Genomic DNA, 24338 nt, shown 5'->3' with positions numbered 1-24338 from the left:
TTAAAAATGGAAAAATGATTCGACGGGAAGGACAAATACCGTCGCACCGCCGACTTCCACTTTGACAGGCTTCGGTATATAGGAATCGGCATTTCCTCCCATAGGGGAGATCGGTGCAATCATCTGCTCTCTTTGGCTGCAATTCTTTCGAATGATATCCAGTGTCGGATCAACCTGATCATCATCACAGCCGATCATGAATGTCGTATTCCCCTCCCGAAGGAAACCGCCTGTCGTTGAAAGTTTTGTTGTCTTTATATCGTTTTCCGCTAACGCATTCGTCAAGCGGTTGCTATCTTTATCCTGAACAACAGCAATAATCATTTTCATAAGCAAAACCCCTCCTATCGGGTGTTATCTATAGTATAACAAATGATGGAATCTTATGAGGAAGTCAAAAAACTGTCCAACACACGTTGGACACTATTTCTTACCTCTTCGAAGGATTTTCCAGCGTCAATGACCTTAATGCGTTGTTTATGAGCTTCTGCAAGCTTATGATAGGCGTCCCTGACTGTCTTATGGAAAGCGATATGTTCCAAGTCAAGTCGATTCTGCTCTCTTCCCTCATTAGCTTCGATTCTCGAAAGACCCTGCTCCGGTTCAATATCAAACAGCAGGGTAAGGTCCGGCATGTGATCATCAATGGCAAATTTGTTGATGTCATAGACTTCTTCCATCCCGAGGCCGCGGGCCGCACCTTGGTAGGCCAGACTCGAATCAATGAAGCGGTCACATAGAACAACCTCTCCCCGCTCTAAAGCAGGGAGGACTTTCTCGATCAGGTGCTGCCTTCTTGCTGCAGCATATAATAAAGCTTCTGTCCTTGCATCCATTTCTGTATGGGCAGGATTAAGTATTACCTTTCTAATTTCTTCTGCAATCCGGATACCCCCGGGTTCTCTTGTCTCTAGAACTGCATATCCCTGATCACGCAGCTCTCTGCCTACTTCGCGAAGGATGGAGGATTTTCCTGCTCCTTCTCCACCTTCGAATGTTACAAACAATCCCTTCACGTTCATTCTCCTTTAAACACTCGTATCCCATCTTCCATTCCTACATTATGAAAACGCGCCCCCAGCGATAGAAGGCGGCGGATTTCTGATACATGGGCCTCCATGATCCGCTCTCCTTTCATGAGGATCGGAATACCAGGCGGATAAGGAATGACCGCCTCTGCGGCGATTAAGCCCACTGCATCTTCCAAAACTGCCCGTTCCTGCTTTCTATCCCGCATTTCTGTATACCGCATCTCTAAGGTTTGGATTGGTGGAAACGTAATTTGTTCTTCTGCTATTGTAGCACGCCCGGGGGCCTTTTTTAATGCGGAATCTACTTTCCCAATACGTTCCTTTAACTCTCGAAGAGAGAAATGAGGACGCAATCCTAGAATAAGCAGGACCTGTCTGCTCGTAGCGAGCTCCGGCACGATTCCCTCTTTCTCCAACGCCTCAGCAAGTTCGAATCCGCTCCCTTCAGCGGGTTCCAATGTAATCTTAAATGGATCATCCCTTGGACCCTGCTGCAGGACATGCCAATAGGGGGAGGATTGAAAGACATCCCGTACCTGCACCGCCCAATGCAAACCGGCTTCTCTTTCTTCTTCTCTCCAAGTAGATAAGAACTTCCGGGCGAGATCCAAGCTTGCCATCAATGGGTAAGATGGGCTGCTTGATTGAAGCATTTGCAGGTAATAACGCAATACGTATTTATCCACCCTTTTCCCTTGGACATGCATATAAGAGGCCATCGTCATCGCAGGAGCCATTTTATGAGCAGACTGAACGACGACATCTGCCCCTGCTTCCAGTGCAGGAACAGGCATTGGATCACCTAAATGAAAATGAACCCCGTGCGCCTCATCAATGAGTAAAGGTACACCTTTGCTGTGAACAACCCGGGCAATCTCCTTCAAATCGTAAGCACGGCCGAAATAGTCGGGATACGTCAATAACACACCTTTGCTGTCCGGGTGCTCTTTCAACGCCTGCTCAATGCTGGACGGAGTTATGCTGCTGTATCGTCCTGTTTCTTTCTCATACGCGGGACTTATTACCACCGGGGATGCATTCGCAAGCTCCAAGCCGTTCCAAACGGATTTATGACAATTCCGTTGGACAATAAGTTTTTCCCCCGGCTTACAGACCGCGTGAATCATAGCCAGATTCCCAACCGTCGTTCCATTAACAAGGAAAAATGTTTCATCACTTCTAAAAAAAGAAGCTGCTAAGTGCTGTGCTTCTTTTATGACCCCTTCCGGTGCATGCAGATCATCCAAACTGCTTACCTCCGTAGCGTCGATCCTTAGAGTTGATGGCAGGATACCTTCCGCTTCTCCCGGGAAAATCCTTCCATATTTATGCCCGGGGACATGAAACGACATTGGATCCCGGTCTATATTTGCTTGAAGGGCCTCATATAGAGGAGCCCGTTTATAATCATTCATTTACTCCACCTCTTCCAATAGAAAGCGTACAAAAAAACCCTTCTACAATCAATGGATTAGTAGAAGGGTTGGTTATATCTTAAATAAGCTGAAATACCCTTATTATTTTTTTATAAGACCCATATACCAGGCACTCTTTTCAAGAAGGAATCATCGAACGCTGCGCTTTGGACATTTGTTTTACAAAATACTCATACCTTGGATCATCTGCCGGCGTCTCAATCATTTCTGCTTCACAGGACGGACAAATGTAAACTTTCAACAAGTAAATTCCTTCACTCGTTTCTTTTGAACATATGCTGCACTCATGCTTAGCCATTTTGATTTCCCTCCCCTGTTACTTTCCATATCCTTAACTCTAGTTTCTCCGAAACTACGAATAATATACATCTCTTTTCAAAAAGAAGAAGTACTAGATAGAAAGAAAGCACACGAAGGATACACAAAACCCCTCCAGGATAACCTGAAGGGGTTTCAAAGAGACGTGGCAGCGTCCTACTCTCACGGGGATCTACCCGACTACCATCGGCGCTGAAGAGCTTAACTGCTGTGTTCGGCATGGGAACAGGTGTGACCTCTTCGCCTTCACCACCACATCTATATATGAATGAGGTAAACCCTCAAAACTGGATAAGGAAACATCTTTATCGAAAGAAACGTTTTTCACGCGATCATTTGATCAGATAGATAAGTCATCGATCCATTAGTATCCGTCAGCTCCACGTGTCACCACGCTTCCACCTCGGACCTATCAACCTCATCGTCTCTGAGGGATCTTATTTGCTCGAAGGCAAAGGGAAATCTCATCTCAAGGGGGTCTTCATGCTTAGATGCTTTCAGCACTTATCCCGACCACACGTAGCTACCCAGCTATGCTCCTGGCGGAACAACTGGTACACCAGCGGTGTGTCCATCCCGGTCCTCTCGTACTAAGGACAGCTCCTTTCAAATTTCCAACGCCCACGACGGATAGGGACCGAACTGTCTCACGACGTTCTGAACCCAGCTCGCGTACCGCTTTAATGGGCGAACAGCCCAACCCTTGGGACCTACTACAGCCCCAGGATGCGATGAGCCGACATCGAGGTGCCAAACCTCCCCGTCGATGTGGACTCTTGGGGGAGATAAGCCTGTTATCCCCGGGGTAGCTTTTATCCGTTGAGCGACGGCCCTTCCATGCGGTACCGCCGGATCACTAAGCCCGACTTTCGTCCCTGCTCGACTTGTAGGTCTCGCAGTCAAGCTCCCTTGTGCCTTTACACTCTGCGAATGATTTCCAACCATTCTGAGGGAACCTTTGGGCGCCTCCGTTACTCTTTGGGAGGCGACCGCCCCAGTCAAACTGCCCACCTGACACTGTCTCCGGACCGGATCACGGTCCTGGGTTAGAATGTCCGTACAGCCAGGGTAGTATCCCACCAGCGCCTCCACCGAAGCTAGCGCTCCGGATTCTAAGGCTCCTACCTATCCTGTACAAGCTGTACCAACATTCAATATCAGGCTACAGTAAAGCTCCACGGGGTCTTTCCGTCCTGTCGCGGGTAATGTGCATCTTCACACATAGTATAATTTCACCGGGTCTCTCGTTGAGACAGTGCCCAAGTCGTTGCACCTTTCGTGCGGGTCGGAACTTACCCGACAAGGAATTTCGCTACCTTAGGACCGTTATAGTTACGGCCGCCGTTTACTGGGGCTTCGGTTCAACGCTTCGCTTACGCTAACGCATCCCCTTAACCTTCCAGCACCGGGCAGGTGTCAGCCCCTATACTTCGCCTTACGGCTTCGCAGAGACCTGTGTTTTTGGTAAACAGTCGCTTGGGCCTTTTCACTGCGGCTCCTCGGCAGAGGAGCACCCCTTCTCCCGAAGTTACGGGGTCATTTTGCCGAGTTCCTTAACGAGAGTTCTCCCGCTCACCTTAGGATCCTCTCCTCGCCTACCTGTGTCGGTTTGCGGTACGGGCACCTCTTTCCTCACTAGAGGATTTTCTTGGCAGTGTGAACTCAGGAGCTTCGGTACTATAGTTCCCTCCCCATCACAGCTTGACGTTATGCCGGACGGATTTGCCTATCCGACCGTCTCACTGCTTGGACGTGCACATCCAATGGCACGCTCCCCTTATCCTCCTGCGTCCCCCCGTCGTTCAAACGGAAAGGAGGTGGTACAGGAATATCAACCTGTTGTCCATCGCCTACGCCTTTCGGCCTCGGCTTAGGTCCCGACTAACCCTGAGAGGACGAGCCTTCCTCAGGAAACCTTAGGCATTCGGTGAAAGAGATTCTCACTCTTTTTTCGCTACTCATACCGGCATTCTCACTTCTAAGCGCTCCACCAGTCCTTACGGTCTGACTTCACGGCCCTTAGAACGCTCTCCTACCATTGATCCTACGATCAATCCGCAGCTTCGGTGGTGTGTTTAGCCCCGGTACATTTTCGGCGCAGAGTCACTCGACCAGTGAGCTATTACGCACTCTTTAAATGATGGCTGCTTCTAAGCCAACATCCTGGTTGTCTAAGCAACTCCACATCCTTTTCCACTTAACACACACTTTGGGACCTTAGCTGGCGGTCTGGGCTGTTTCCCTCTCGACTATGAACCTTATCACCCACAGTCTGACTCCCAGAACAAAGTCTATGGCATTCGGAGTTTGACTGAATTCGGTAACCCGATAGGGGCCCCTCGTCCAATCAGTGCTCTACCTCCATGACTTTCTATTCTGAGGCTAGCCCTAAAGCTATTTCGGAGAGAACCAGCTATCTCCGTGTTCGATTGGCATTTCACCCCTACCCACACCTCATCCCCGCAATTTTCAACTTGCGTGGGTTCGGGCCTCCAGTCAGTGTTACCTGACCTTCACCCTGGACATGGGTAGATCACACGGTTTCGGGTCTACGACCGCATACTCACTCGCCCTATTCAGACTCGCTTTCGCTGCGGCTCCGCTTCTGCTGCTTAACCTTGCATACGGTCGTAACTCGCCGGTTCATTCTACAAAAGGCACGCCATCACCCATTAACGGGCTCTGACTACTTGTAGGCACACGGTTTCAGGATCTCTTTCACTCCCCTTCCGGGGTGCTTTTCACCTTTCCCTCACGGTACTGGTTCACTATCGGTCACTAGGGAGTATTTAGCCTTGGGAGATGGTCCTCCCGGATTCCGACGGAATTTCACGTGTTCCGCCGTACTCAGGATACACTCCGGAGGGAGAAAGGTTTCGACTACAGGGCTGTTACCTGCTCTGGCTGATCGTTCCAGATCGATTCATCTACCTTCCTCCTTGGTAACTCCAAAGGAGTGTCCTACAACCCCAAGAGGCAAGCCTCTTGGTTTGGGCTGATTCCGTTTCGCTCGCCGCTACTTGGGAAATCGCATTTGCTTTCTCTTCCTCCGGGTACTTAGATGTTTCAGTTCCCCGGGTCTGCCTTCTTATACCTATGTATTCAGCATAAGATCCTGCTCCATTACGAACAGTGGGTTTCCCCATTCGGAAATCTCCGGGTCAAAGCCTACTTACGGCTCGCCGGAGCATATCGGTGTTAGTCCCGTCCTTCATCGGCTCCTAGTACCAAGGCATCCACCGTGCGCCCTTATTCACTTAACTATCGTCGTGAAAAGACGTTTATTTAAAACTTTCGATGTTTGATGTCTTGTCATCAATCGTTTCATCGTTAGATGATACGATGATTCCTTATCCAGTTTTCAAGGTTCACGTAGTTCAGAGAAATCTTTCGATCTCTCAAAACTGAACAACCAACCAAGTACGCTTCCGTTCTAAATCCTTAGAAAGGAGGTGATCCAGCCGCACCTTCCGATACGGCTACCTTGTTACGACTTCACCCCAATCATTGGTCCCACCTTCGGCGGCTGGCTCCAAAAGGTTACCTCACCGACTTCGGGTGTTACCAACTCTCGTGGTGTGACGGGCGGTGTGTACAAGGCCCGGGAACGTATTCACCGCGGCATGCTGATCCGCGATTACTAGCGATTCCGGCTTCATGCAGGCGAGTTGCAGCCTGCAATCCGAACTGAGAATGGTTTTATGGGATTTGCTACACCTCGCGGCTTCGCTGCCCTTTGTACCATCCATTGTAGCACGTGTGTAGCCCAGGTCATAAGGGGCATGATGATTTGACGTCATCCCCGCCTTCCTCCGGTTTGTCACCGGCAGTCACCTTAGAGTGCCCAACTGAATGCTGGCAACTAAGATCAGGGGTTGCGCTCGTTGCGGGACTTAACCCAACATCTCACGACACGAGCTGACGACAACCATGCACCACCTGTCACTTGGTCCCCGAAGGGAAATCCCTATCTCTAGGGAGGTCCAAGGATGTCAAGACCTGGTAAGGTTCTTCGCGTTGCTTCGAATTAAACCACATGCTCCACCGCTTGTGCGGGCCCCCGTCAATTCCTTTGAGTTTCAGCCTTGCGGCCGTACTCCCCAGGCGGAGTGCTTAATGCGTTAACTTCAGCACTAAGGGGTGGAAGCCCCCTAACACCTAGCACTCATCGTTTACGGCGTGGACTACCAGGGTATCTAATCCTGTTTGCTACCCACGCTTTCGCACCTCAGCGTCAGAAACAGACCAGAGAGTCGCCTTCGCCACTGGTGTTCCTCCACATATCTACGCATTTCACCGCTACACGTGGAATTCCACTCTCCTCTTCTGTCCTCAAGTTCCCCAGTTTCCAATGACCCTCCACGGTTGAGCCGTGGGCTTTCACATCAGACTTAAGGAACCGCCTGCGCGCGCTTTACGCCCAATAATTCCGGACAACGCTTGCCCCCTACGTATTACCGCGGCTGCTGGCACGTAGTTAGCCGGGGCTTCCTCGTTAGGTACCGTCAAGGTACCGCTCTATTCGCACGGTACTTGTTCTTCCCTAACAACAGAACTTTACGATCCGAAGACCTTCATCGTTCACGCGGCGTTGCTCCGTCAGACTTTCGTCCATTGCGGAAGATTCCCTACTGCTGCCTCCCGTAGGAGTCTGGGCCGTGTCTCAGTCCCAGTGTGGCCGATCACCCTCTCAGGTCGGCTACGCATCGTCGCCTTGGTGAGCCGTTACCTCACCAACTAGCTAATGCGCCGCGGGCCCATCTGTAAGTGATAGCGAGAAGCCATCTTTCAACTTTCCTTCATGCGAAAGAAAGTATTACCCGGTATTAGCCCCGGTTTCCCGGAGTTATCCCGATCTTACAGGCAGGTTGCCCACGTGTTACTCACCCGTCCGCCGCTCGTTCCACGAGCGTCACCCCGAAGGGATCAGCTCGCTTCCCGCGCTCGACTTGCATGTATTAGGCACGCCGCCAGCGTTCGTCCTGAGCCAGGATCAAACTCTCCATAAAAGTGTTTGACTTGCTCATTTTGCACACCGAATGTGCTTGTTTGAATTCTCTCTATATAATAGAAAGAATGTTTGACGTACTGGTTGGTTCGTTCAGTTTTCAAAGATCAAAATGTTGTTTGCCGCTTAACAGCGACTTAACTAATATAACATGTTGTTTCGTTTCCGTCAACAACTTTTTTATATTTTGTTTCGTTAAGTTCTGTGCGGTGCGCCGCTCTCTTAACGCGACAAGTAATAATATATCATGGCTATAAATCTATTGCAATACCTTTTTCAAAAAAAGTTATATTCTTTTCAAACACTTCTATTCATAGATACATAAGGACACATAAATAGAAGGGAAGGGGCTACTCCCCCTTCCCTTCTATAGTACCCATATATGGATGGCCGCCAAGGAAACTACTCCGGGGAAGCCCAGTATAGTGGCAACTGCAGCAGTGAAGACATTAATAGGAACATGCAGTCCGAACTGGGCACCGAACAGGTTGACGAAGAACAACAGAATAACAGCAACGATCAACTTCGTAACCGCTTGTCCGGCAAACTTTATCGGTGAAGAAGGCAAACCGATGATCAACAGAAACGGTATAGCCAGTCCCAATAATAGAAGAACGAGCACCGGATCCATAAAAAACCCCCTATCCATGTAAACTGTTTCTATAAACAGTGTATGTTCATGGATAAGGGGTTAGTACCACCTTTAAGAGAGTGCGTTGATTCCTCTGTAACGTGCTTCTCTTAATAAGTAGAAGTATTTCGCTTTATAAAGAGCAAGATCCTTCAAACCTTCTTCACTAGGTTCGATGCTTTGTTCAATTATATTGTTTAATGTTTCCCATTCCTGTTTCATCTTCTTTATATGAATAAGAAGATCCTGGTCGAACTCTTTTTTGATCTTATTTTTTCGCCCTAACAATCGGAACACCTCTTTACAGTTCTCTCCGACCTTCCAGCGCTTTGGATAAGGTCACTTCATCTGCGTACTCCAAGTCTCCCCCCACAGGTAAGCCGTGAGCGATTCTGGTCATACGAATTCCCGAAGGCTTTACGAGCCTGGAAATATACATCGCTGTCGCTTCTCCTTCTATATTGGGGTTCGTCGCAAGGATCAGCTCTTCGATTCCTTCATCTTTCAGACGATTAATCAGACTTGGAACGTTGATGTCTTCCGGTCCAATACCGTCCATAGGTGAAATCGCCCCGTGAAGTACGTGGTACTTCCCGCGGAATTCTTTCATTTTCTCCATGGCGATGACGTCTTTTGGATCCTGAACGACACAGATAAGCGTCTGATCTCTGGATTCGTCCTGACAGATAGAGCATGGGTCTTGGTCGGTGATGTGTCCGCAAACCGTACAATGGGTCAACTCCCTCTTCGCATTAACGAGGGATTTCGCAAAATCAAGCACATCGTCTTCTTCCATTTCTAAAACGAAAAAGGCCAGGCGAACGGCCGTTTTCGGACCGATTCCCGGCAGTTTCGTAAAACTGTCGATCAGTTTTGATATTGGTTCCGGATAATACATAAGAACTCCTCCTAGAACATTCCCCCAGGCATGCCTTTCGTGAATTGTCCCATCGTGTCATTCGTTTTCTCATCGACTTGCTTCAACACATCGTTGGTTGCGGCAATGATCAAATCCTGCAGCATTTCTACGTCATCAGGATCCACAACATCTTCATGGATCTCGACGTCTGTCACTTCTTTCTTACCGTTGGCTGTGACTTTCACCATACCACCACCGGCAGATGCTTCAAATGTCATTTCATAGAGCTCTTCCTGAGCTTTCATCATTTTCTTCTGCATCTTCTGCATTTGTTTCATCATATTATTCATATTTCCTCCACCACGCATGGGGCATTCCTCCTTTAGTTCATTCCATTTTAATCTTGTATTTCTATCAAATCGTCCCCGAAGTGCTTACGCGCCTCTGTGACGAGTGGTTCTTCCTCGTTTCCTGCTGAAGGAGACCCTTCTTCTCCGTCCGGTCCACCCTCTCCGTCATCCGGATTATGCTTCTGCTTACGGACGTATTCTTCCCTGATCTCCTGCCAGTTCGCTTCTGGTATCGGAATAATGGTCAAAGGCTTTCCGACAAATTCTGTAAGCAGGGGCTCAATCGTACTCTGATGTTCGAGCGCGAGAGAACAGTGAATATCATAACGGAAAGCCAGGACAAGAGCTTTTGGTGAAGCTGCTCTCGGTTTACTATTCAGAAGCGTCGCGTGTGCAGGCGCATTGTTCTGCTTCAACGCTTCCATAAAGTCAGCCCAGCGCCCCTGCACATTCTTGATTTCCTCTTTGGATGCTTCATTCAGCACCTGTCTGATCCGCTCGTAAGGTACATTATACCCTTTTCTTCCTGACTTTGCAGGGGCCCGCTTTTGACGGGCAGGCGTCTGTGAACCCGCTTCCGGAGCGCGCTGCTTCAGAGCAGTCAGTTGTTTCTCCAGTTCATCGATTTTTTTGCTGAGCTGATCGACGACGCCGGACTGGACAGGTGCCGCCTTTGATTCTCCGCCGCCCCTAACTTCGACCATATTCAACATGGCTATCTCAATGAATACTTTCGGACTGGTCGTCCACTTCATTTCCTGCTGACAGTTGTTCAACTCCCGAATAGCCTGCTGGATCCATACCGGCGTTAACTCGCCTGATAGTTCACGGAAAGAGGGATCCGGTATCGCCCGCTCCAAATTATGTTCTAAATCCGGAGCACTTTGAAACAATAGTAGGTCGCGAAGGTAATAAATCAAATCGAAGACGAATCGACCTGGATCTTTCCCTTGCTGGATCAAATCATCGACTGCTTCCAAAGCTGCCTTGGCATCCTGATCAAGCAGCGCCCGGATAACGTTAGTGAGCTTCGCTTGGGATACTGATCCTGTGACAGCAAGCACATCATCAATCGTAACCTCTTCATCGCTGTAGGAAACGGCCTGATCCAACAGACTAAGCGCATCCCTCATGCCGCCCTCTGCTGTCAGAGCCACGATTTCAAGTGCCTCTTTTTCAATCGTAATGTTTTCCGCTGCCGTAATCTTCTCCATACGGCCGACCATCGCCTTCTGGGAAATCCGTTTGAAATCAAAACGCTGGCATCGGGATATGATCGTTAACGGAATCTTGTGTGGTTCGGTCGTCGCCAAAATGAATAGGACGTGTTTCGGGGGCTCTTCCAATGTCTTTAACAGGGCGTTGAAGGCACCCATGGACAGCATGTGTACTTCATCAATGATATACACCTTATAGGGTACAGCACTTGGTGCGTATTTCACCTTGTCCCTGATTTCCCGGATCTGTTCGACGCCGTTGTTGGATGCGGCATCAATTTCAATAACATCCGAGATGGAACCGTCCTGGATTCCCAGGCAAGCGTCACACTCGTTGCACGGTTCTTTGACAGGAGCACGCTCACAGTTGACCGCCTGGGCAAAAATCTTCGCCGCACTCGTCTTCCCCGTCCCCCGTGGACCGGAGAATAAGTACGCATGAGAAAACTTATTCTGCTCGATGGCATTCTGCAACGTCCGTGTAATGTGTTCTTGTCCGACGACTCCCTCGAAATTCCGCGGGCGCCAAACACGATATAACGCCTGATAGCTCATAAAACCGTTCTCCCTTTTTAGTCTCGTGTCCATTATACCTGATAGGAGGTTGCGATGTGAACCGTATCCATCCGGTAGAAAAAGAGCCGCTATGACCAAATGATCATAGCGGCTCTCCGATGTATGTATTACGTATTTGGAACTTCCTATGTAATGCCGTGCACCCATCTTCGATGATACGACCCTAAGCGTTACTTATGGTTATGGCTCGACCCAGGCACTCCCGCGGCACACGAGAGAGTCAGCTTACTGCTGCTTCCTTCCGGATCTGACAGGGTTCACTGGTTCCCGTTGCGCAGGACCTGAGTGTCAACACCACTCACATAAGGCAGACCTTAAGGCCGTACCACCTCGGATGGGGATTCGGCCTCGCTATAGCGGATTGCGAGTACAGGGCACCGCTACCTCCCCGCTTAGCACGGCATAAACTAGTATATCGACTTTCCACGAAAAATGCAATGATTAGCGGCTTTATTTGTCCTCGGCACGGGATTTTTTCTTGCGGTCCCGCAGCTTACGAAAGAATAGAGACAATATTTCTCCGCACGTTTCCTCAAGAACCCCGGGAACAACCTCTGCCTTATGATTAAAACGATCCTCATCAAGCAGATTCATCAACGTCCCCGCACACCCGGCTTTCGGGTCTCTTGCTCCATAGACGACCCTTGGAATCCTCGACTGCACGATCGCTCCGGCGCACATCGGACAGGGTTCTAAGGTGACGTACAGCGTACAATCTTCCAACCGCCAGCTGCCGATGCGTTTGTTCGCCCTTTCGATAGCGATAAATTCTGCATGGGAAGAGGCGAGCTGGGATGTCTCCCGCTGATTGTAGCCTGTGGCAATGACTTCATCCTCCAACACGATAACAGCACCGATCGGGACTTCGCCCTCTGCTTCTGCTTTCTTTGCTTCCTCTATCGCAAGGTTCATATATTTCATGTCCTGATCCATAGCTTCCTCCTAGTTATATAAAAAGAATAATCCGGAAAGGTTGTTTCATACAATTGATAAAGATGAGAAAGGAGTGACGCCCATGCAAATCCATGTCGTTCAGCAGGGAGATACCGTCTTCTCTATCGCTGGTCTTTATGATAGTACGCCAAGTGCCATTATTACGGCAAATGAATTGGAGACACCCGGGGATCTGGTCATCGGCCAGGCGCTGGTCATCCCGATTGTCGGCCAGTTTTATTTCGTTCAGCCCGGTGACACCTTATCTTCCATAGCGCGAGCCTTTAACACGACTGCCGCCGCACTCGCACAGGTAAACGGTATTGCTCCAAATGCACCGCTGTCCGTCGGTTTACGTTTGTACATTCCCCAACAACCGCCTGTTCCGATTTCGACAAATGCTTATGTGGAACCGTTTGGTGGGGAGGTGTCGGAAGCACTGGAGACGGCAGCAGAAATCCGATCGCCACAGCTCACTTACTTGGCACCTTTCAGCTACCGAATTCAAACGGATGGAACATTGAAGGCACCACCTCTGGATGATTTCAAGAACATCGCTCAAAAAAACGACACCTCCTTGATGATGGTGGTTACGAACTTAACCGACGACGGATTCAGCGCAGAACTGGGGAGATCGATCCTGACCAATGAAACGCTTCAGAATAAGCTGCTCGATAACATTGTAAAAACAGCAAAGGAAACCGGCTTCCGTGACGTCCATTTTGACATGGAATTCCTGCCTCCGGAACTTAGGGAGAATTATAATCAATTCTTACGTAAAGCGAAACAGCGGTTATCCTCGGAAGACTTGTTAATGTCGACAGCTCTGGCACCGAAGACAAGTGCCGATCAGAAAGGGGCCTGGTATGAAGCACATGATTACCGCGCGCATGGAGAAATTGCGGACTTTGTCGTTCTGATGACATATGAATGGGGATACAGCGGGGGGCCTCCAATGGCTGTTTCACCAATCGGTCCTGTAACAGAAGTTGTCGATTATGCGTTGACGGAAATGCCGGCGAACAAAATTCTCCTCGGCCAAAACTTGTATGGCTATGATTGGACTCTGCCTTATGAGCCGGGCGGACCTTTCGCCAAAGCCGTAAGCCCTCAGCGTGCCATACAAATCGCACGAGAGAATAATGTTCCCATTTCCTATGATCAAAAATCCCAAGCACCTTTTTTCACGTATACGGATGCATCCACAAGCAAAGAACACGAAGTATGGTTTGAAGATGCACGATCGATCCAGAAAAAATTCGACCTGATCAAAGACAGAGGTCTCTTAGGCATCAGCTATTGGAAGCTGGGGTTATCCTTCCCGCAAAACTGGCAGCTGCTCGGAAGCCGGTTCAGTATTGAGAAGGTTTAATCCTGTTTCCGGACTACAGCCACTGTCTTATGACGTACTTCTTCCTTCTGATAGGCAGCGAGCAGTCCTTTATCGGAAATATCCTGTTTCCCTACACGTCGATAGGGGATGTCTACTTCAAAAGGCTGAGCAAACGGGAACGGGTGGACAGAAACACGGTCCTCCGCTTCCCAATCAGCACGAATGCCTTCCGGAGCAACATCAAACGTTTGAGGGAATCCATTACGAAACCAAGGTACTTCTTCTTCCTTCGGGACGTCCGGACCTGTCATACAAAGGAAAAGAGAAAGATCGTCGCAGAACTGCAGCCTTCGGAAGTGGAGCTGGTAGATATCTTCCGGGATATCCATGTCCATTTGTTCAAACAGTCTGGAGCGGCGATTTTTTTCTTCTTCTATAAAATTTCGCTCCTCTTGAACGCCGCTGTCTTCCTTGAAGAAAGACGCATAATGCATGCTGCATAGAATACCGGCGTACAAGGATTGTTCTTCCACCTCTTCTATACCTCTGCGATACGCCTCTATCTTCTCTGCCAATGGATAATCGATAAAAGAATAAGGACGCTGCTTTTCCTCATTCCAAGCAGGATTCTGATCAAGTGGAATCCAAGCACGGTCGTGTTGCTGAATCGCCCAGTCTGCCACTTCCCTGAGCTTCGAGCGCAACAAAAAATTCTTCTTCCAGAACGCGACAATTTGTCCAGATATGTAGGCATGGTCATGTTGCTGAATCATGATGAAGTGATCTTGCTTTTCTATGACAATCATAATTCTTCCTCCTCGGTAGGTATGATACGCAGATCGGTACGAGCGTCTTCTTTCATTATAAAGCAACCAGCCTGTCACCTCTACTTATGAAAAAGGAAAAAAACCACAGAGCCATGCTCTGTGGTCCTTCCATAGATTAGCTTATTTCAGCAGTTTCAGTGATTCCCGATTAAATGCCGGGATATCATCCGGCTGACGGCTCGTCACCAACTGATTCTGACAAACGACGACTTCCTCGTCTTTATAATTCACGCCTGCATATTCCATATCTACCGCGATAGACTTGAAGCCTGTCGCTGTACGACCTTCCAGAGTCTTCGCTGTAATCAACAGCTGCGGCCCATGACAAATAGCGAATACCGGTTTCTTTTCATCCATAAAGTGTTTCACGAACGATACGAATTTATCATCGGCACGGAGAATGTCCGGGGAGAATCCACCAGGGATTAACAGCGCATCGAAATCGTCCGGCTTCACATCATCGATGGATGCATCGATCTTCACCGTCGCATCTCCTTGTTTCCCTGTCACTTCCTTGCCTGCTTCCCATTCAATATTCGTCACTTCATGACCTTCTCCAGTGAAAGCATCGGCAGGTTGTGTATATTCCACGTCTTCAAAGTTTGATGTAATGACACAAGCAATCTTACTCATTTCTTACCATCTCCTTGACTTCATTGTGGTTTATTGTGAATACATCCTTTGTCTTCCCTCATCGCACGAGATTAAACCAATTAATTACCATTTGGATGCTTCTGTAAATCTTTGACGGTAAATTGTTGGAAGGCGGAATCCTTCTGGTTCCTGTAGATCTCCCTGCCTGCAATCGTGTTAAGGATATGGACGTTTCTGTGAACGGACAACCCCAAGTTGGTCGCTCCAGCCCCGTGTGAATGGACTAGGTCCGTCAGAGTAAAGATGTGATGCTGACGATCATCCCCAAACACAAGCTGGTAATCACGGGTCACCTTATACATTCCTTCGTCCTCCCATTCCACCTCGGACTCAAAACGGTCGTAAAACCATTTCGGAACATGCGGCTTGTAGCCGGTTGCCAGAACCACTTTCTCTGTCTCATACTCATAGTCTATCTCTTCCTGCCACTGGCGGCACTGCAGGCGGTAGCCTCTTTCGTCCGCTTCAATCCCCCTGATCTCCGTCATAGGCTGTATAAACACGCGGCTGTCTTCCTGACCCGCCGTCCGGTGATAAAGCTTGGTGTAAAGCCTCGTCAATGTTTCCGGGTCAATCCCCTTACGGAGCGGGTCAAGGGTAGAGAGGGCTTCTTTTCTGGAATCCAGGGAAAGTTCATGAAAATAATCGACAAATGCCGGTGTAAACATCTCCTGTGCGAATTTTGCCTTGTCCAGCTGAAACAATCCACCGGATCTTGTCAGAAGACTCACCTTCATATCCCCGCGCCGGTCCTGCTCCTCCAGCAAATCAAGGAACACCTCCAAGGCACTTTGACCAGAACCCACCACTGTTACATGCCCGGCCTTCAACAGCTCATCTTTCGCAAATAAATAACGACTCGTGTGCAGGACATCTTCATTTGGAAGGTGATCCATTCCGTCCAGGATAATCGGTTCGCTCCCCGTACCAAGCACGACGTGCCGGGAGAAGAACGATTTCCTCTTTCCTGTGGTGTGATCTTCGACAACCACCTCATAGTGCGGAATGGATTCATTTTTCCTATCCAATACATCGATGACGGTATGTCCAAAATGCAGATTGTCGATCTGACCCGCCACCCATTTCATATAGTGGTTGTATTCCTGCCTCGGAACCTCGAAATGACGATGGAAGAAGAAAGGAAACATCCGGTCATGCTCATAGAGATAATTCATGAACGTATAGGGGCTCTTCGGATCTGCGAAGGTCACGAGATCAGCCAGGAAAGGTACCTGCAGATCCATTGTCTCGATCAACATGCCCGGGTGCCAGGCAAACTCCGGAGTCTTATCAAAAAAGATTCCGTCGACCTCTCCTTTCTGATCCATGAGAGCTGCAAGACCCAGATTATAAGGACCAATTCCAATTCCGGCGACATCATATATGTGTTGCTGCATATCATCACATCCTCTTTCTACTATTCTCTACTATGCCGTTCTGTTTGATTCCTTCCACAGCTGATCCAACAGAATGACAAGGATGGTGCCGACAAGCAGACCATTGCTGAGCAAATTCTGTGCCATAGCAGGCATACCAGCGAAAACGGAGGAAGGCAGGAACATCAATCCAATACCGATGGAGAAGGAAATCCCAAGGATCATTAAACGGCGTTCGTCCAGCCGTTCACTCGTCATGTTCGACAGACCGAGACCCATCAACTGGATAAATGTAGCCAGAAGCGCTGCATTGGCAACAGGCTTCGGAATGCCGGATATGAAGGCAACAATCGACGGGAAGAAGGACACCAGGATAAGAAGCGCCGCAGCATATAAAAACGGCGCTTTCCGCTTTTGGCCCGTCAGCTGCATAAAACCGGAAGAAGAAGCCATCGACACATTAGCAATAGAAGAAAAAAGTGCAGCAAGGCCGTGGTTGATCCCCATGAAGCTGCTTCCACGATTGATCTGTGCATATGTATAGGTCGCTTTCCCATGAATCGTCTCTGTCACCGCTACAACAGAAGCTACCAAGTTAGACAACAGGATGACTGCTATCATGAAAGCGAGCGGGATCGTATTCAAGGAAAAAACAGGAGCCCCCCATGCAAACACCTCCGGAAGCGAGAAGCCTCCCCCGGCTTGTCCTCCGCCGGATCCGCCGCCGGCAACTATGACATACAATACCCATCCCATTACAATTCCAATCAGAACGGCGAAACTTTTCACCCAGCCCCGTCCGGCAATAGATAAACCCAATACCAGCAGTACCGTTACGAAAGCAATGATGGCGCCGGTTGATTCAATCTGCTGTTCTCCTCCATCAATACCGAGCATTCCCTGAAGAAATGTCCCACTGAGCTGAACGGTCAATAAAAATAAAAAAGCGCCCGTTACAAACGGGGTGAAAACAAATAGCACACGGTGAGATAGACGGAACAAACCGAATAGAAGCAGGAAGATTCCCGTCCATATCATCGTCCCCTGCAGAACCTGCAATACTTCCCGGTAACTGTCTCCAGCATGGACACCCGTATAAGCCATCACGGTGAAAATACTGATCCATAATCCCGCCGGCCCTTCCATGATCGGCAGTCGATGCCCGATCCATCCTTGCAGAAGGGAGGCAAGCCCCACAACGAAAAACGTACGCTGCATTAATTCGGAAATCTCAACGAAGTTCAATTCGAATATGGCGCCGATGACAATCGGCAAGGCAACGGCATTGGCCAGAAGGAAAACGAACCATTGGATCGTTTCCATCGCATTATTTAATACTAAACTCGAATTCCTGCTCATGACTATGACACTCCCTATTTTTGTAAAACGCTTACATTTATTATTTTACCACAGGCTATCAACCCCATTTCACGTGAAACATCTTCTTGCAAAAAAGAAAACCCATGCAGCCGGGGCTGCATGGGTGGAGAAAGCTCTTTTTATTCTTCCAGTGTGGAAGTATCGCCAGTCGGAAGACCAAGCTCCCAAGACTTAAGTAATCGGCGCATAATCTTACCGCTCCGCGTCTTCGGAATCGTATCCTTGATTTCGATTTCCCTCGGTGCCGCATGGGCACTCAATCCTTTTTTAACGAATTGACGGATATCCTCCAGAAGTTCATCTGATTGTTCATATCCATCCCGAAGCGTAATGAAAGCTTTGATGATCTCCCCGCGCTCGGGATCCGGTTTACCGATGACTCCCGCTTCTGCAACGGCTTCATGCTCAATCAGCTTACTTTCTACTTCAAAAGGACCTACCCGTTCACCAGAAGTATTAATGACGTCATCCAGACGTCCCTGGAACCAGAAATAGCCTTCTTCGTCTTTGTAAGCACTGTCTCCGGAAACGTACCAGCCGTTAAGGAAATAGCTTTCGTATTTCCCTGGATTATTCCAAATGGCACGCATCATGGACGGCCATCCCTTTTTGATCGCCAGGTTACCCATCTGGTTCGCCGGAAGCTCGTTTCCTTCATTATCTACGATCGATGCTTCCACACCAGGAATCGGTTTACCCATCGATCCCGGGCGGATATCCATCGATGGATAGTTACAAATGAGCATAGCTCCTGTCTCGGTCATCCACCACGTATCGTGGATACGAAGGTCAAAAGCTTTCAACCCCCAGCTTACTACTTCTGGATTTAGGGGCTCACCGACACTTAGAATATGCCTTAAGGAAGATAAATCATAATTCTTCGCTGTCGCTTCCCCGGCACTCAGCATTTTCCGGAAAGCCGTTGGCGCGGAATACCAAACAGATACGTTCTTGTCTGCAATCGTCGCATACCAGTCATCTGGACTGAAACGGCCGCCTCGGATTACGCTCGTCACTCCATTCAGCCATGGGGCGAAGATACCGTAGCTGGTGCCCGTCACCCATCCCGGGTCAGCCGTACACCAATATACGTCATCTTCCTTAAGATCGAGTACCCATTTTCCTGTCTGGTAATGCTGGATCATCGCGTGATGGACGTGCAGAACCCCCTTCGGTTTTCCTGTCGAACCGGATGTGTAATGCAGAAGCATCCCATCTTCCAGGTCGACCCATTCGACGTCGAACTCGCTCGATGCCTGTTCCATCTCTTCCTCAAAGGAAATATAGTTCCCAGGTGCATCGCCGCCTACCAGTACGACTTGTTTTAAATTCGGAAGATCATCAGCAGGAACACGCTCCAATAACTCCGGTGTCGTGATCAGCATCGTTGCTTCACTATCCTCGAGCCTGTCGCGCACTGCCTGCTCCATGAAGGCTTCGAACAGTGGTCCTGCAATCGCACCAACCTTCATAATACCGAAGAATGCTGCATAAAATTCCGGGCTTCTCGGCATGAAAAGAAAAACGCGGTCCCCTTTATCAATATGATGCTTCTTCAATATATTGGCGAACTGATTACTCTTCTGCTTTAAATCTTCAAACGTCAGCACTTCTTCCCGGTCAGGGGCGGAAAATATAAGAGCCGCTTTGTCCTTCTTCTCCGGATCCTCTGCATGACGATCAACCGCTTCATAAGCGATATTAACCTTTCCTGTTTCATTCCACGTGAAATGACGCTTCGCTTCTTCCCACTGAAAATTCTTATACGTTTCTGTGTAGTCTTCCATGTTGTGATTGCCAGATCGAGCCGGTATTGGTTGCATGTCCATAAAATCACCTCATAAGAATTTTTGTAAACGTTTTCTGTCCGTGGCTAATGAAAGCTCTGAATCTTTCAGAGCCTGGACGCGGATATATTTTCTGAATATTAAAGGAATTATCTATATTGTAGGTGATTTCTGTAGATATTTAAAGAGGAATGTCCAAAGATTTACAGAAACAGGTCGACAGCAGGACAAAAATTGACAGCCGTTTACTCCTCCACCTATAATAAACGAAGCATAGAAAGAGGTTTCTTAGCCAACCCCTCTATAAAAAACTAAGGATGTCACTTACTACAAGTCGCAGCCCTTAGGGGTTGCGGCTTTTTTCATGTTCCATTAACTACATCACAAAGGAGAAAACATAATGCCCGGACGAAACGAAGATTCTCTTAATCTATCTCTACTGGGAAACCAGGAAACAGCTTACGCCACTACTTACGACCCGCAGGTCTTGGAGACATTCGATAATCAGCATCCGAACCGCGACTATTTCGTCAAGTTCAACTGCCCGGAGTTCACAACTCTGTGTCCAAAAACAGGCCAGCCTGACTTCGCCACCATTTATATCAGCTATGTACCGAACATTAAAATGGTCGAGAGCAAGTCCCTGAAGCTTTATCTCTTCAGCTTCCGTAACCACGGAGACTTTCATGAGGACAGTGTCAACACAATCATGAACGACCTGATCGATTTGATGGACCCTCGTTATATAGAGGTATGGGGTAAATTCACTCCACGCGGAGGTATTTCTATCGATCCTTACTGCAATTATGGAAAGCCGGGCACGAAGTTCGAACAAATGGCCGATCATCGTATGATGAACCATGACATGTATCCGGAGACGATTGACAACCGTTAAATGAGAAAGAGCTGTCACCCTTTGGTGACAGCTCTTTTTGTGTGGTATCCGGTTTATTTCTTATCGTTCTTATACTGCATATAAACGACGTGGGTGACGAGGAAGTCTTCCATTCCATGTTTCCCATCCGCACCGCCGAGGCCGGATTTACGCATGCCGGCATGGTATCCCTGAACGGCTTCGAAGTTTTCCCGGTTCACATATGTTTCACCGAACTTCAGCTCATTGACCACTCTCATCGCTTCATTCATATCGTCCGTATAGACAGAGGAAGAAAGTCCGTATTCGGTATCGTTACCTTTTTCAATCGCTTCATCTAGTGTTTTGTATGTCGTGATCGGGATGACGGGACCGAAAATTTCTTCCTGCATTATTTTGCTGTCGTGGGTGACGTTGGTCAGGATTGTAGGCTTATAGAAGTAGCCTTTATCCAAATCTCCCCGTTCACCGCCAAATTCCACCTTGGCGCCGTTTTGAACGGCTTCCTTCACCATTTCTTCCACTTCTTCCAACCGGTCTTTACTGACAAGCGGTCCAACGTCCGCTTCTTTGTTCTCCCGCGGATTTCCAATCGTCAAGCCCTCGAACTGATGACGCAGCTTCTCTACGAACTCGTCTGCAATGCTTTCATGGACATAGACGCGCTCCGCATTCGTACACGCTTGTCCATTGTTGGCCAGACGGGAGGTTGTAATAGACTCCACTGCAATATCCAAATCTGCATTTGGAGTGACGATCGCCGGTGCTTTACCTCCAAGCTCCAAATTGACTTTCGTAATATTTTGAGCTGCTGCTTCCATTACTTTCGTACCCGCAGGCACACTACCCGTCATCGTAACCATCTGCACCTCCGGATGCGTCGCCAGTCCGTTACCGATCTCCGAACCGGAACCAGTCACGACGTTATAGACACCCTTTGGAATTTCCTCCATCTTATCGATAATTTTCGTGAATTCCATCGCTGTGTTAGGCGTCTGCTGGCTCGGCTTAAGCACAATTGTGCAGCCAGTCACAAGCGCTGTCGCGACCTTACGTGCCAAAATGAAAACAGGGAAGTTCCATGGTACGATACCGGCGACAACGCCAATCGGTTTTTTATAGATGAAAATATTTTCGTTCGCACGATCACTCGGCACAATTTCCCCTTCAATCCTGCGCGCCCATTCGGACATGTATCGGAAATAATCGATGGCAAGGTCTACTTCGCCGCTGGCAAGCTCGTAATCTTTCCCTTGTTCTTCTTGAAGTAAATCGATGAAGGTAGCACGATTTGCCTCGATTTCATCTCCAAGCTTACGAACGATTCGCCCGCGTTCAATATTAGGCGTCAGCTCCCAGCCCTTTTGTGCAGCTGCAGCCGCGGAAACCGCACGTTCGACATCGTTCTTCGTCCCTTTCGGAATCTTGGAAATGACTTCTTCCGTCGCCGGATTCAGAACTTCGATCCACTCCGAGCTGTCCGATTCTGTATATTCTCCATTAATGTATAGTTTATGTTGAATCATTTTGAATGACCTCCTGTAATGGTTTACCGGGAATATTCCACTTCTTTCGCACCCCTAAACTTTCCAGTTGGTTCACGTCCCACGGAAAATAAAAAAATCTCTGTTTCCAGAGATTTCGTTTTTACCACTCCAATATGTACCCTTTTACTTTCCTTGGTGTTCCACTTTCGACCATCTGCTCTCCTTCAAAATAAGGATTCTCCACGTCAAATCGATAAGCAATTGATTCTGGTTCCAAATACAGCTTGTACTCTAAATCTGTTACCTTGTTTAGAGAAATATCCGCAACCGTCGTCTTGTTGGAATCCTCATCAATGAGAAGTATATCAATGTGCTCATATCCTTGTGTCATCAGCTTCTCCTTCATATTCATACCATGACTCTCCCGTCCTTTTTGTCTATTAACCTTTACCCGGCCTGTCCATCACAAAAACGTAAAAAACGGGAGGAAATCCCCCCGTTCTTATTTATTAATATCCGTATCCACGGCCACCTACATAAGATGCACCAATGATGATCAAAAGGATGAACAAAACAACCAACAGGGCGAAACCGCCTCCGTATCCGTATCCTCCGCTCATTTATTCCCCTCCTCTCACTTACTTTACTACCTTATTCAGATTCGGGGGGTTAGGAAGGGCGGATGCGGATTTTCATTTAAATTATCTTTTCCCTGCACCCCTTCAAAAAGGAAGGGCTCGTCTTAATGATAAATAAGCGAAGTAGAGCGATTGCGCAAAAAAGGCGATCCCCCATATCGGGGCCGGTATGATTTTAGTCGCCCTTGCCAGATTGGCGGCATCTCCAGCCTGTCCCGGAGCGACGAAACTGATCCACATAATTTCAAAAGCGCTCGTCACCGATTCGACGAGAATCAGCGAAGCAAAAAAGACCAGCGTATATTGGACAACCGTCTCATGACCGGTCCGCAGCAGCCAAAGGAACCCGGCTCCGAACGTCACGATCCAAAACACCCCATACAGGTTACGTACCCAGAAGATCAAATTAACAGCAAGAAAGGCAAGAAGAATATAGATCATCCATTTATAGTGGCCACGCCAGATTAAATAAAAAAACAAGAAAGCAAAAAAGGATGCGAAGACGTATCCAGCCATGCTTGTCAGCACCTGTCCGAACCAGGACCGGTGCCCCGTCCACGTGAGGCCGGAGGTGTCAGGAAGGAGTGAAATCCTCCGGACCTCGCCACCAGTCAACAAAGCCATGAGAGAATGTCCGCTTTCATGGATCATCGTATTCAAAATGGCGAAATACTTCCCAACAATAGGAAGCTGCGTCAAAATCAGCGCCAGGACGAGCATCAGAATGATTTGTAATTTCAAGAGTAGACCTCCTTTTCGATAAACTGTGTCGATAAATTCTTTCGCCCGTTTCTTTCCTTTGTACTATACTTAATGAAACGAAGGAGGCACGAAACATGAAGAAATTAATCATATTATGTTCCCTCACAGCCTGTCTGTTTCTGGCCGCATGCTCCTCCCAAGCGGAAGAACAGAAAAATCAACCGAAAGAAATAACGGTTGCTGCAGCCGCCAGTCTGACGGATGCCGTTGAAGAAGCTGCTCCCTTATTCGAAGAAGCAACCGGTACGAAAGTGAATACGACATTTGGAAGCTCCGGGAAATTAGCCAAGCAGATCGAACACGGTGCTCCGGTCGATCTATTCTTATCTGCAGACGGAATGTGGGTCGATGAATTAGAAGAAAAAGAACTTGCCGATACAGAAACACGGACGAATTTTGCTGCCAACCGCATCGTATTGATTACACCAAAGGGTCAGTCGAAAGAAGATGCCCTCACGTTCAAGAGCCTGAATAAGGTCCCGGGTGAGCAAACAATTGCAATCGGTAATCCAGACAGCGTTCCCGCTGGTTCTTATACGAAGCAGGCACTGGAAAAGATTCAATTGTGGAAGGATTTGAAAGATCAGCTTGTCTACGCCAGTGATGTCCGCCAGGTGCTGGCTTATGTAGAATCAGGCGAGGCTGCTTACGGGTTCGTTTATGCAAGTGATGCAGAGATTTCGGATAACATTCAGGTCGTCGAACAAGTGGACAAAAATCTACATAATCCGATCACATACCCAGGAATCCTTATTTCAAAAAGCCGGACTAAGGATCAAGCAGAAGCCTTCTTATCCTTCTTAAAGGAAGATCAGGGACAGGACATCCTGCGGAAATATGGGTTTGAGGTAGAGGGCTGAC

General features: G+C 48.4%; 21 protein-coding genes, 3 rRNA genes, 1 other RNA gene and 1 pseudogene. 3 read left to right on the top strand and 23 right to left on the bottom strand.

Going from position 1 to position 24338, the window contains the following annotated elements; all coding sequences use genetic code 11:
- From M662_RS00440 to tadA, 14 genes are all read right to left on the bottom strand, one after another.
- Window positions 1-330 (bottom strand): cyclic-di-AMP receptor, encoded by a 330-nt coding sequence (locus M662_RS00440; RefSeq protein WP_008633442.1) that lies wholly within the window; start codon window positions 328-330, stop codon window positions 1-3.
- A 53-nt stretch (window positions 331-383) separates the two neighbouring features.
- A complete protein-coding gene (tmk, locus tag M662_RS00435; RefSeq protein WP_026577070.1) occupies window positions 384-1016 on the bottom strand; it encodes a dTMP kinase in 633 nt (210 codons plus the stop codon).
- Window positions 1017-1018: 2 nt separating this feature from the next.
- Window positions 1019-2446, bottom strand: a complete 1428-nt coding sequence (locus M662_RS00430; RefSeq protein ID WP_026577071.1) for an aminotransferase class I/II-fold pyridoxal phosphate-dependent enzyme — start codon at window positions 2444-2446, stop codon at window positions 1019-1021.
- A gap of 139 nt (window positions 2447-2585) precedes the next feature.
- On the bottom strand, window positions 2586-2765 hold the full coding sequence (locus M662_RS00425) for a sigma factor G inhibitor Gin (protein ID WP_008633437.1): 180 nt from the start codon (window positions 2763-2765) through the stop codon (window positions 2586-2588).
- A 163-nt stretch (window positions 2766-2928) separates the two neighbouring features.
- Window positions 2929-3042: ribosomal RNA gene (rrf, locus tag M662_RS00420) — 5S ribosomal RNA — on the bottom strand.
- Window positions 3043-3129: 87 nt separating this feature from the next.
- Window positions 3130-6048 (bottom strand): 23S ribosomal RNA (locus M662_RS00415).
- A 182-nt stretch (window positions 6049-6230) separates the two neighbouring features.
- Window positions 6231-7794, bottom strand: a 16S ribosomal RNA gene (locus M662_RS00410).
- The 16S, 23S and 5S rRNA genes sit together here, the layout of an rRNA operon.
- A gap of 366 nt (window positions 7795-8160) precedes the next feature.
- The gene (locus M662_RS00405; RefSeq protein ID WP_008636086.1) at window positions 8161-8424 is read right to left on the bottom strand and encodes a pro-sigmaK processing inhibitor BofA family protein; all 264 of its coding nucleotides are present in this window, start codon (window positions 8422-8424) and stop codon (window positions 8161-8163) included.
- Window positions 8425-8496: 72 nt separating this feature from the next.
- Entirely contained in the window at window positions 8497-8721 is a 225-nt protein-coding gene (locus M662_RS00400; RefSeq protein ID WP_369815270.1) for a YaaL family protein, read from the bottom strand.
- Window positions 8722-8725: 4 nt separating this feature from the next.
- On the bottom strand, window positions 8726-9322 hold the full coding sequence (gene recR / locus M662_RS00395; protein ID WP_008636091.1) for a recombination mediator RecR: 597 nt from the start codon (window positions 9320-9322) through the stop codon (window positions 8726-8728).
- Window positions 9323-9333: 11 nt separating this feature from the next.
- Window positions 9334-9651: a YbaB/EbfC family nucleoid-associated protein gene (locus M662_RS00390; protein WP_008636093.1), complete on the bottom strand. Its 318-nt coding sequence runs from the start codon at window positions 9649-9651 to the stop codon at window positions 9334-9336.
- Window positions 9652-9680: 29 nt separating this feature from the next.
- Window positions 9681-11405 (bottom strand): DNA polymerase III subunit gamma/tau, encoded by a 1725-nt coding sequence (dnaX, locus tag M662_RS00385; protein WP_026577610.1) that lies wholly within the window; start codon window positions 11403-11405, stop codon window positions 9681-9683.
- Between the two features lie 156 nt (window positions 11406-11561).
- An RNA gene (ffs, locus tag M662_RS00380) (signal recognition particle sRNA large type) lies at window positions 11562-11827 on the bottom strand.
- 49 nt (window positions 11828-11876) lie between these two features.
- Window positions 11877-12359: a tRNA adenosine(34) deaminase TadA gene (gene tadA, locus M662_RS00375; RefSeq protein WP_008636096.1), complete on the bottom strand. Its 483-nt coding sequence runs from the start codon at window positions 12357-12359 to the stop codon at window positions 11877-11879.
- Window positions 12360-12441: 82 nt separating this feature from the next.
- Between tadA and M662_RS00370 the strand changes: the two genes are divergently transcribed.
- Window positions 12442-13731: a glycoside hydrolase family 18 protein gene (locus tag M662_RS00370; RefSeq protein ID WP_008636097.1), complete on the top strand. Its 1290-nt coding sequence runs from the start codon at window positions 12442-12444 to the stop codon at window positions 13729-13731.
- On the opposite strand, the gene M662_RS00365 is transcribed toward M662_RS00370, so the two are convergent.
- The 5 genes from M662_RS00365 to acsA form a co-directional block, all read right to left on the bottom strand.
- Window positions 13728-14498: a DUF3891 family protein gene (locus M662_RS00365; RefSeq protein ID WP_026577611.1), complete on the bottom strand. Its 771-nt coding sequence runs from the start codon at window positions 14496-14498 to the stop codon at window positions 13728-13730. The genes M662_RS00370 and M662_RS00365 overlap by 4 nt on opposite strands.
- A gap of 141 nt (window positions 14499-14639) precedes the next feature.
- Window positions 14640-15152, bottom strand: coding sequence for a type 1 glutamine amidotransferase domain-containing protein (locus tag M662_RS00360; RefSeq protein ID WP_008636099.1), 513 nt, complete (start codon window positions 15150-15152; stop codon window positions 14640-14642).
- An 80-nt stretch (window positions 15153-15232) separates the two neighbouring features.
- On the bottom strand, window positions 15233-16570 hold the full coding sequence (locus tag M662_RS00355) for a lysine N(6)-hydroxylase/L-ornithine N(5)-oxygenase family protein (RefSeq protein ID WP_008636100.1): 1338 nt from the start codon (window positions 16568-16570) through the stop codon (window positions 15233-15235).
- Window positions 16571-16600: 30 nt separating this feature from the next.
- Entirely contained in the window at window positions 16601-17908 is a 1308-nt protein-coding gene (locus tag M662_RS00350; RefSeq protein WP_026577612.1) for a purine/pyrimidine permease, read from the bottom strand.
- A gap of 140 nt (window positions 17909-18048) precedes the next feature.
- A complete protein-coding gene (gene acsA / locus M662_RS00345; RefSeq protein WP_026577613.1) occupies window positions 18049-19758 on the bottom strand; it encodes an acetate--CoA ligase in 1710 nt (569 codons plus the stop codon).
- A 358-nt stretch (window positions 19759-20116) separates the two neighbouring features.
- Here acsA and queF point away from each other — a divergent pair, with 358 nt between their 5' ends.
- A complete protein-coding gene (queF, locus tag M662_RS00340; protein ID WP_008636103.1) occupies window positions 20117-20611 on the top strand; it encodes a preQ(1) synthase in 495 nt (164 codons plus the stop codon).
- Between the two features lie 53 nt (window positions 20612-20664).
- Here queF and aldA read toward each other — a convergent pair whose 3' ends face one another.
- From aldA to M662_RS00320, 4 genes and pseudogenes are all read right to left on the bottom strand, one after another.
- A complete protein-coding gene (aldA, locus tag M662_RS00335) occupies window positions 20665-22116 on the bottom strand; it encodes an aldehyde dehydrogenase (RefSeq protein ID WP_008636105.1) in 1452 nt (483 codons plus the stop codon).
- 121 nt (window positions 22117-22237) lie between these two features.
- Complete coding sequence (locus tag M662_RS00330) at window positions 22238-22489, bottom strand: hypothetical protein (protein ID WP_026577614.1); 252 nt, start codon at window positions 22487-22489, stop codon at window positions 22238-22240.
- A 97-nt stretch (window positions 22490-22586) separates the two neighbouring features.
- Window positions 22587-22688: pseudogene (locus M662_RS00325) on the bottom strand (YjcZ family sporulation protein); the annotation flags it as partial.
- Window positions 22689-22799: 111 nt separating this feature from the next.
- Window positions 22800-23456 carry a M50 family metallopeptidase gene (locus M662_RS00320; RefSeq protein WP_026577615.1) on the bottom strand — a complete coding sequence of 219 codons (657 nt, stop codon included), beginning with the start codon at window positions 23454-23456 and terminating at the stop codon, window positions 22800-22802.
- 95 nt (window positions 23457-23551) lie between these two features.
- Here M662_RS00320 and modA point away from each other — a divergent pair, with 95 nt between their 5' ends.
- Entirely contained in the window at window positions 23552-24337 is a 786-nt protein-coding gene (gene modA / locus M662_RS00315) for a molybdate ABC transporter substrate-binding protein (RefSeq protein WP_026577616.1), read from the top strand.
- Window position 24338 lies beyond the last annotated feature (1 nt).

The sequence above is a fragment of the Bacillus sp. SB49 genome, from assembly GCF_000469135.2.
In the GTDB taxonomy this organism is placed as follows: domain Bacteria; phylum Bacillota; class Bacilli; order Bacillales; family Halobacillaceae; genus Halobacillus.
This window is presented reverse-complemented; position numbering and strand designations above follow the sequence as displayed.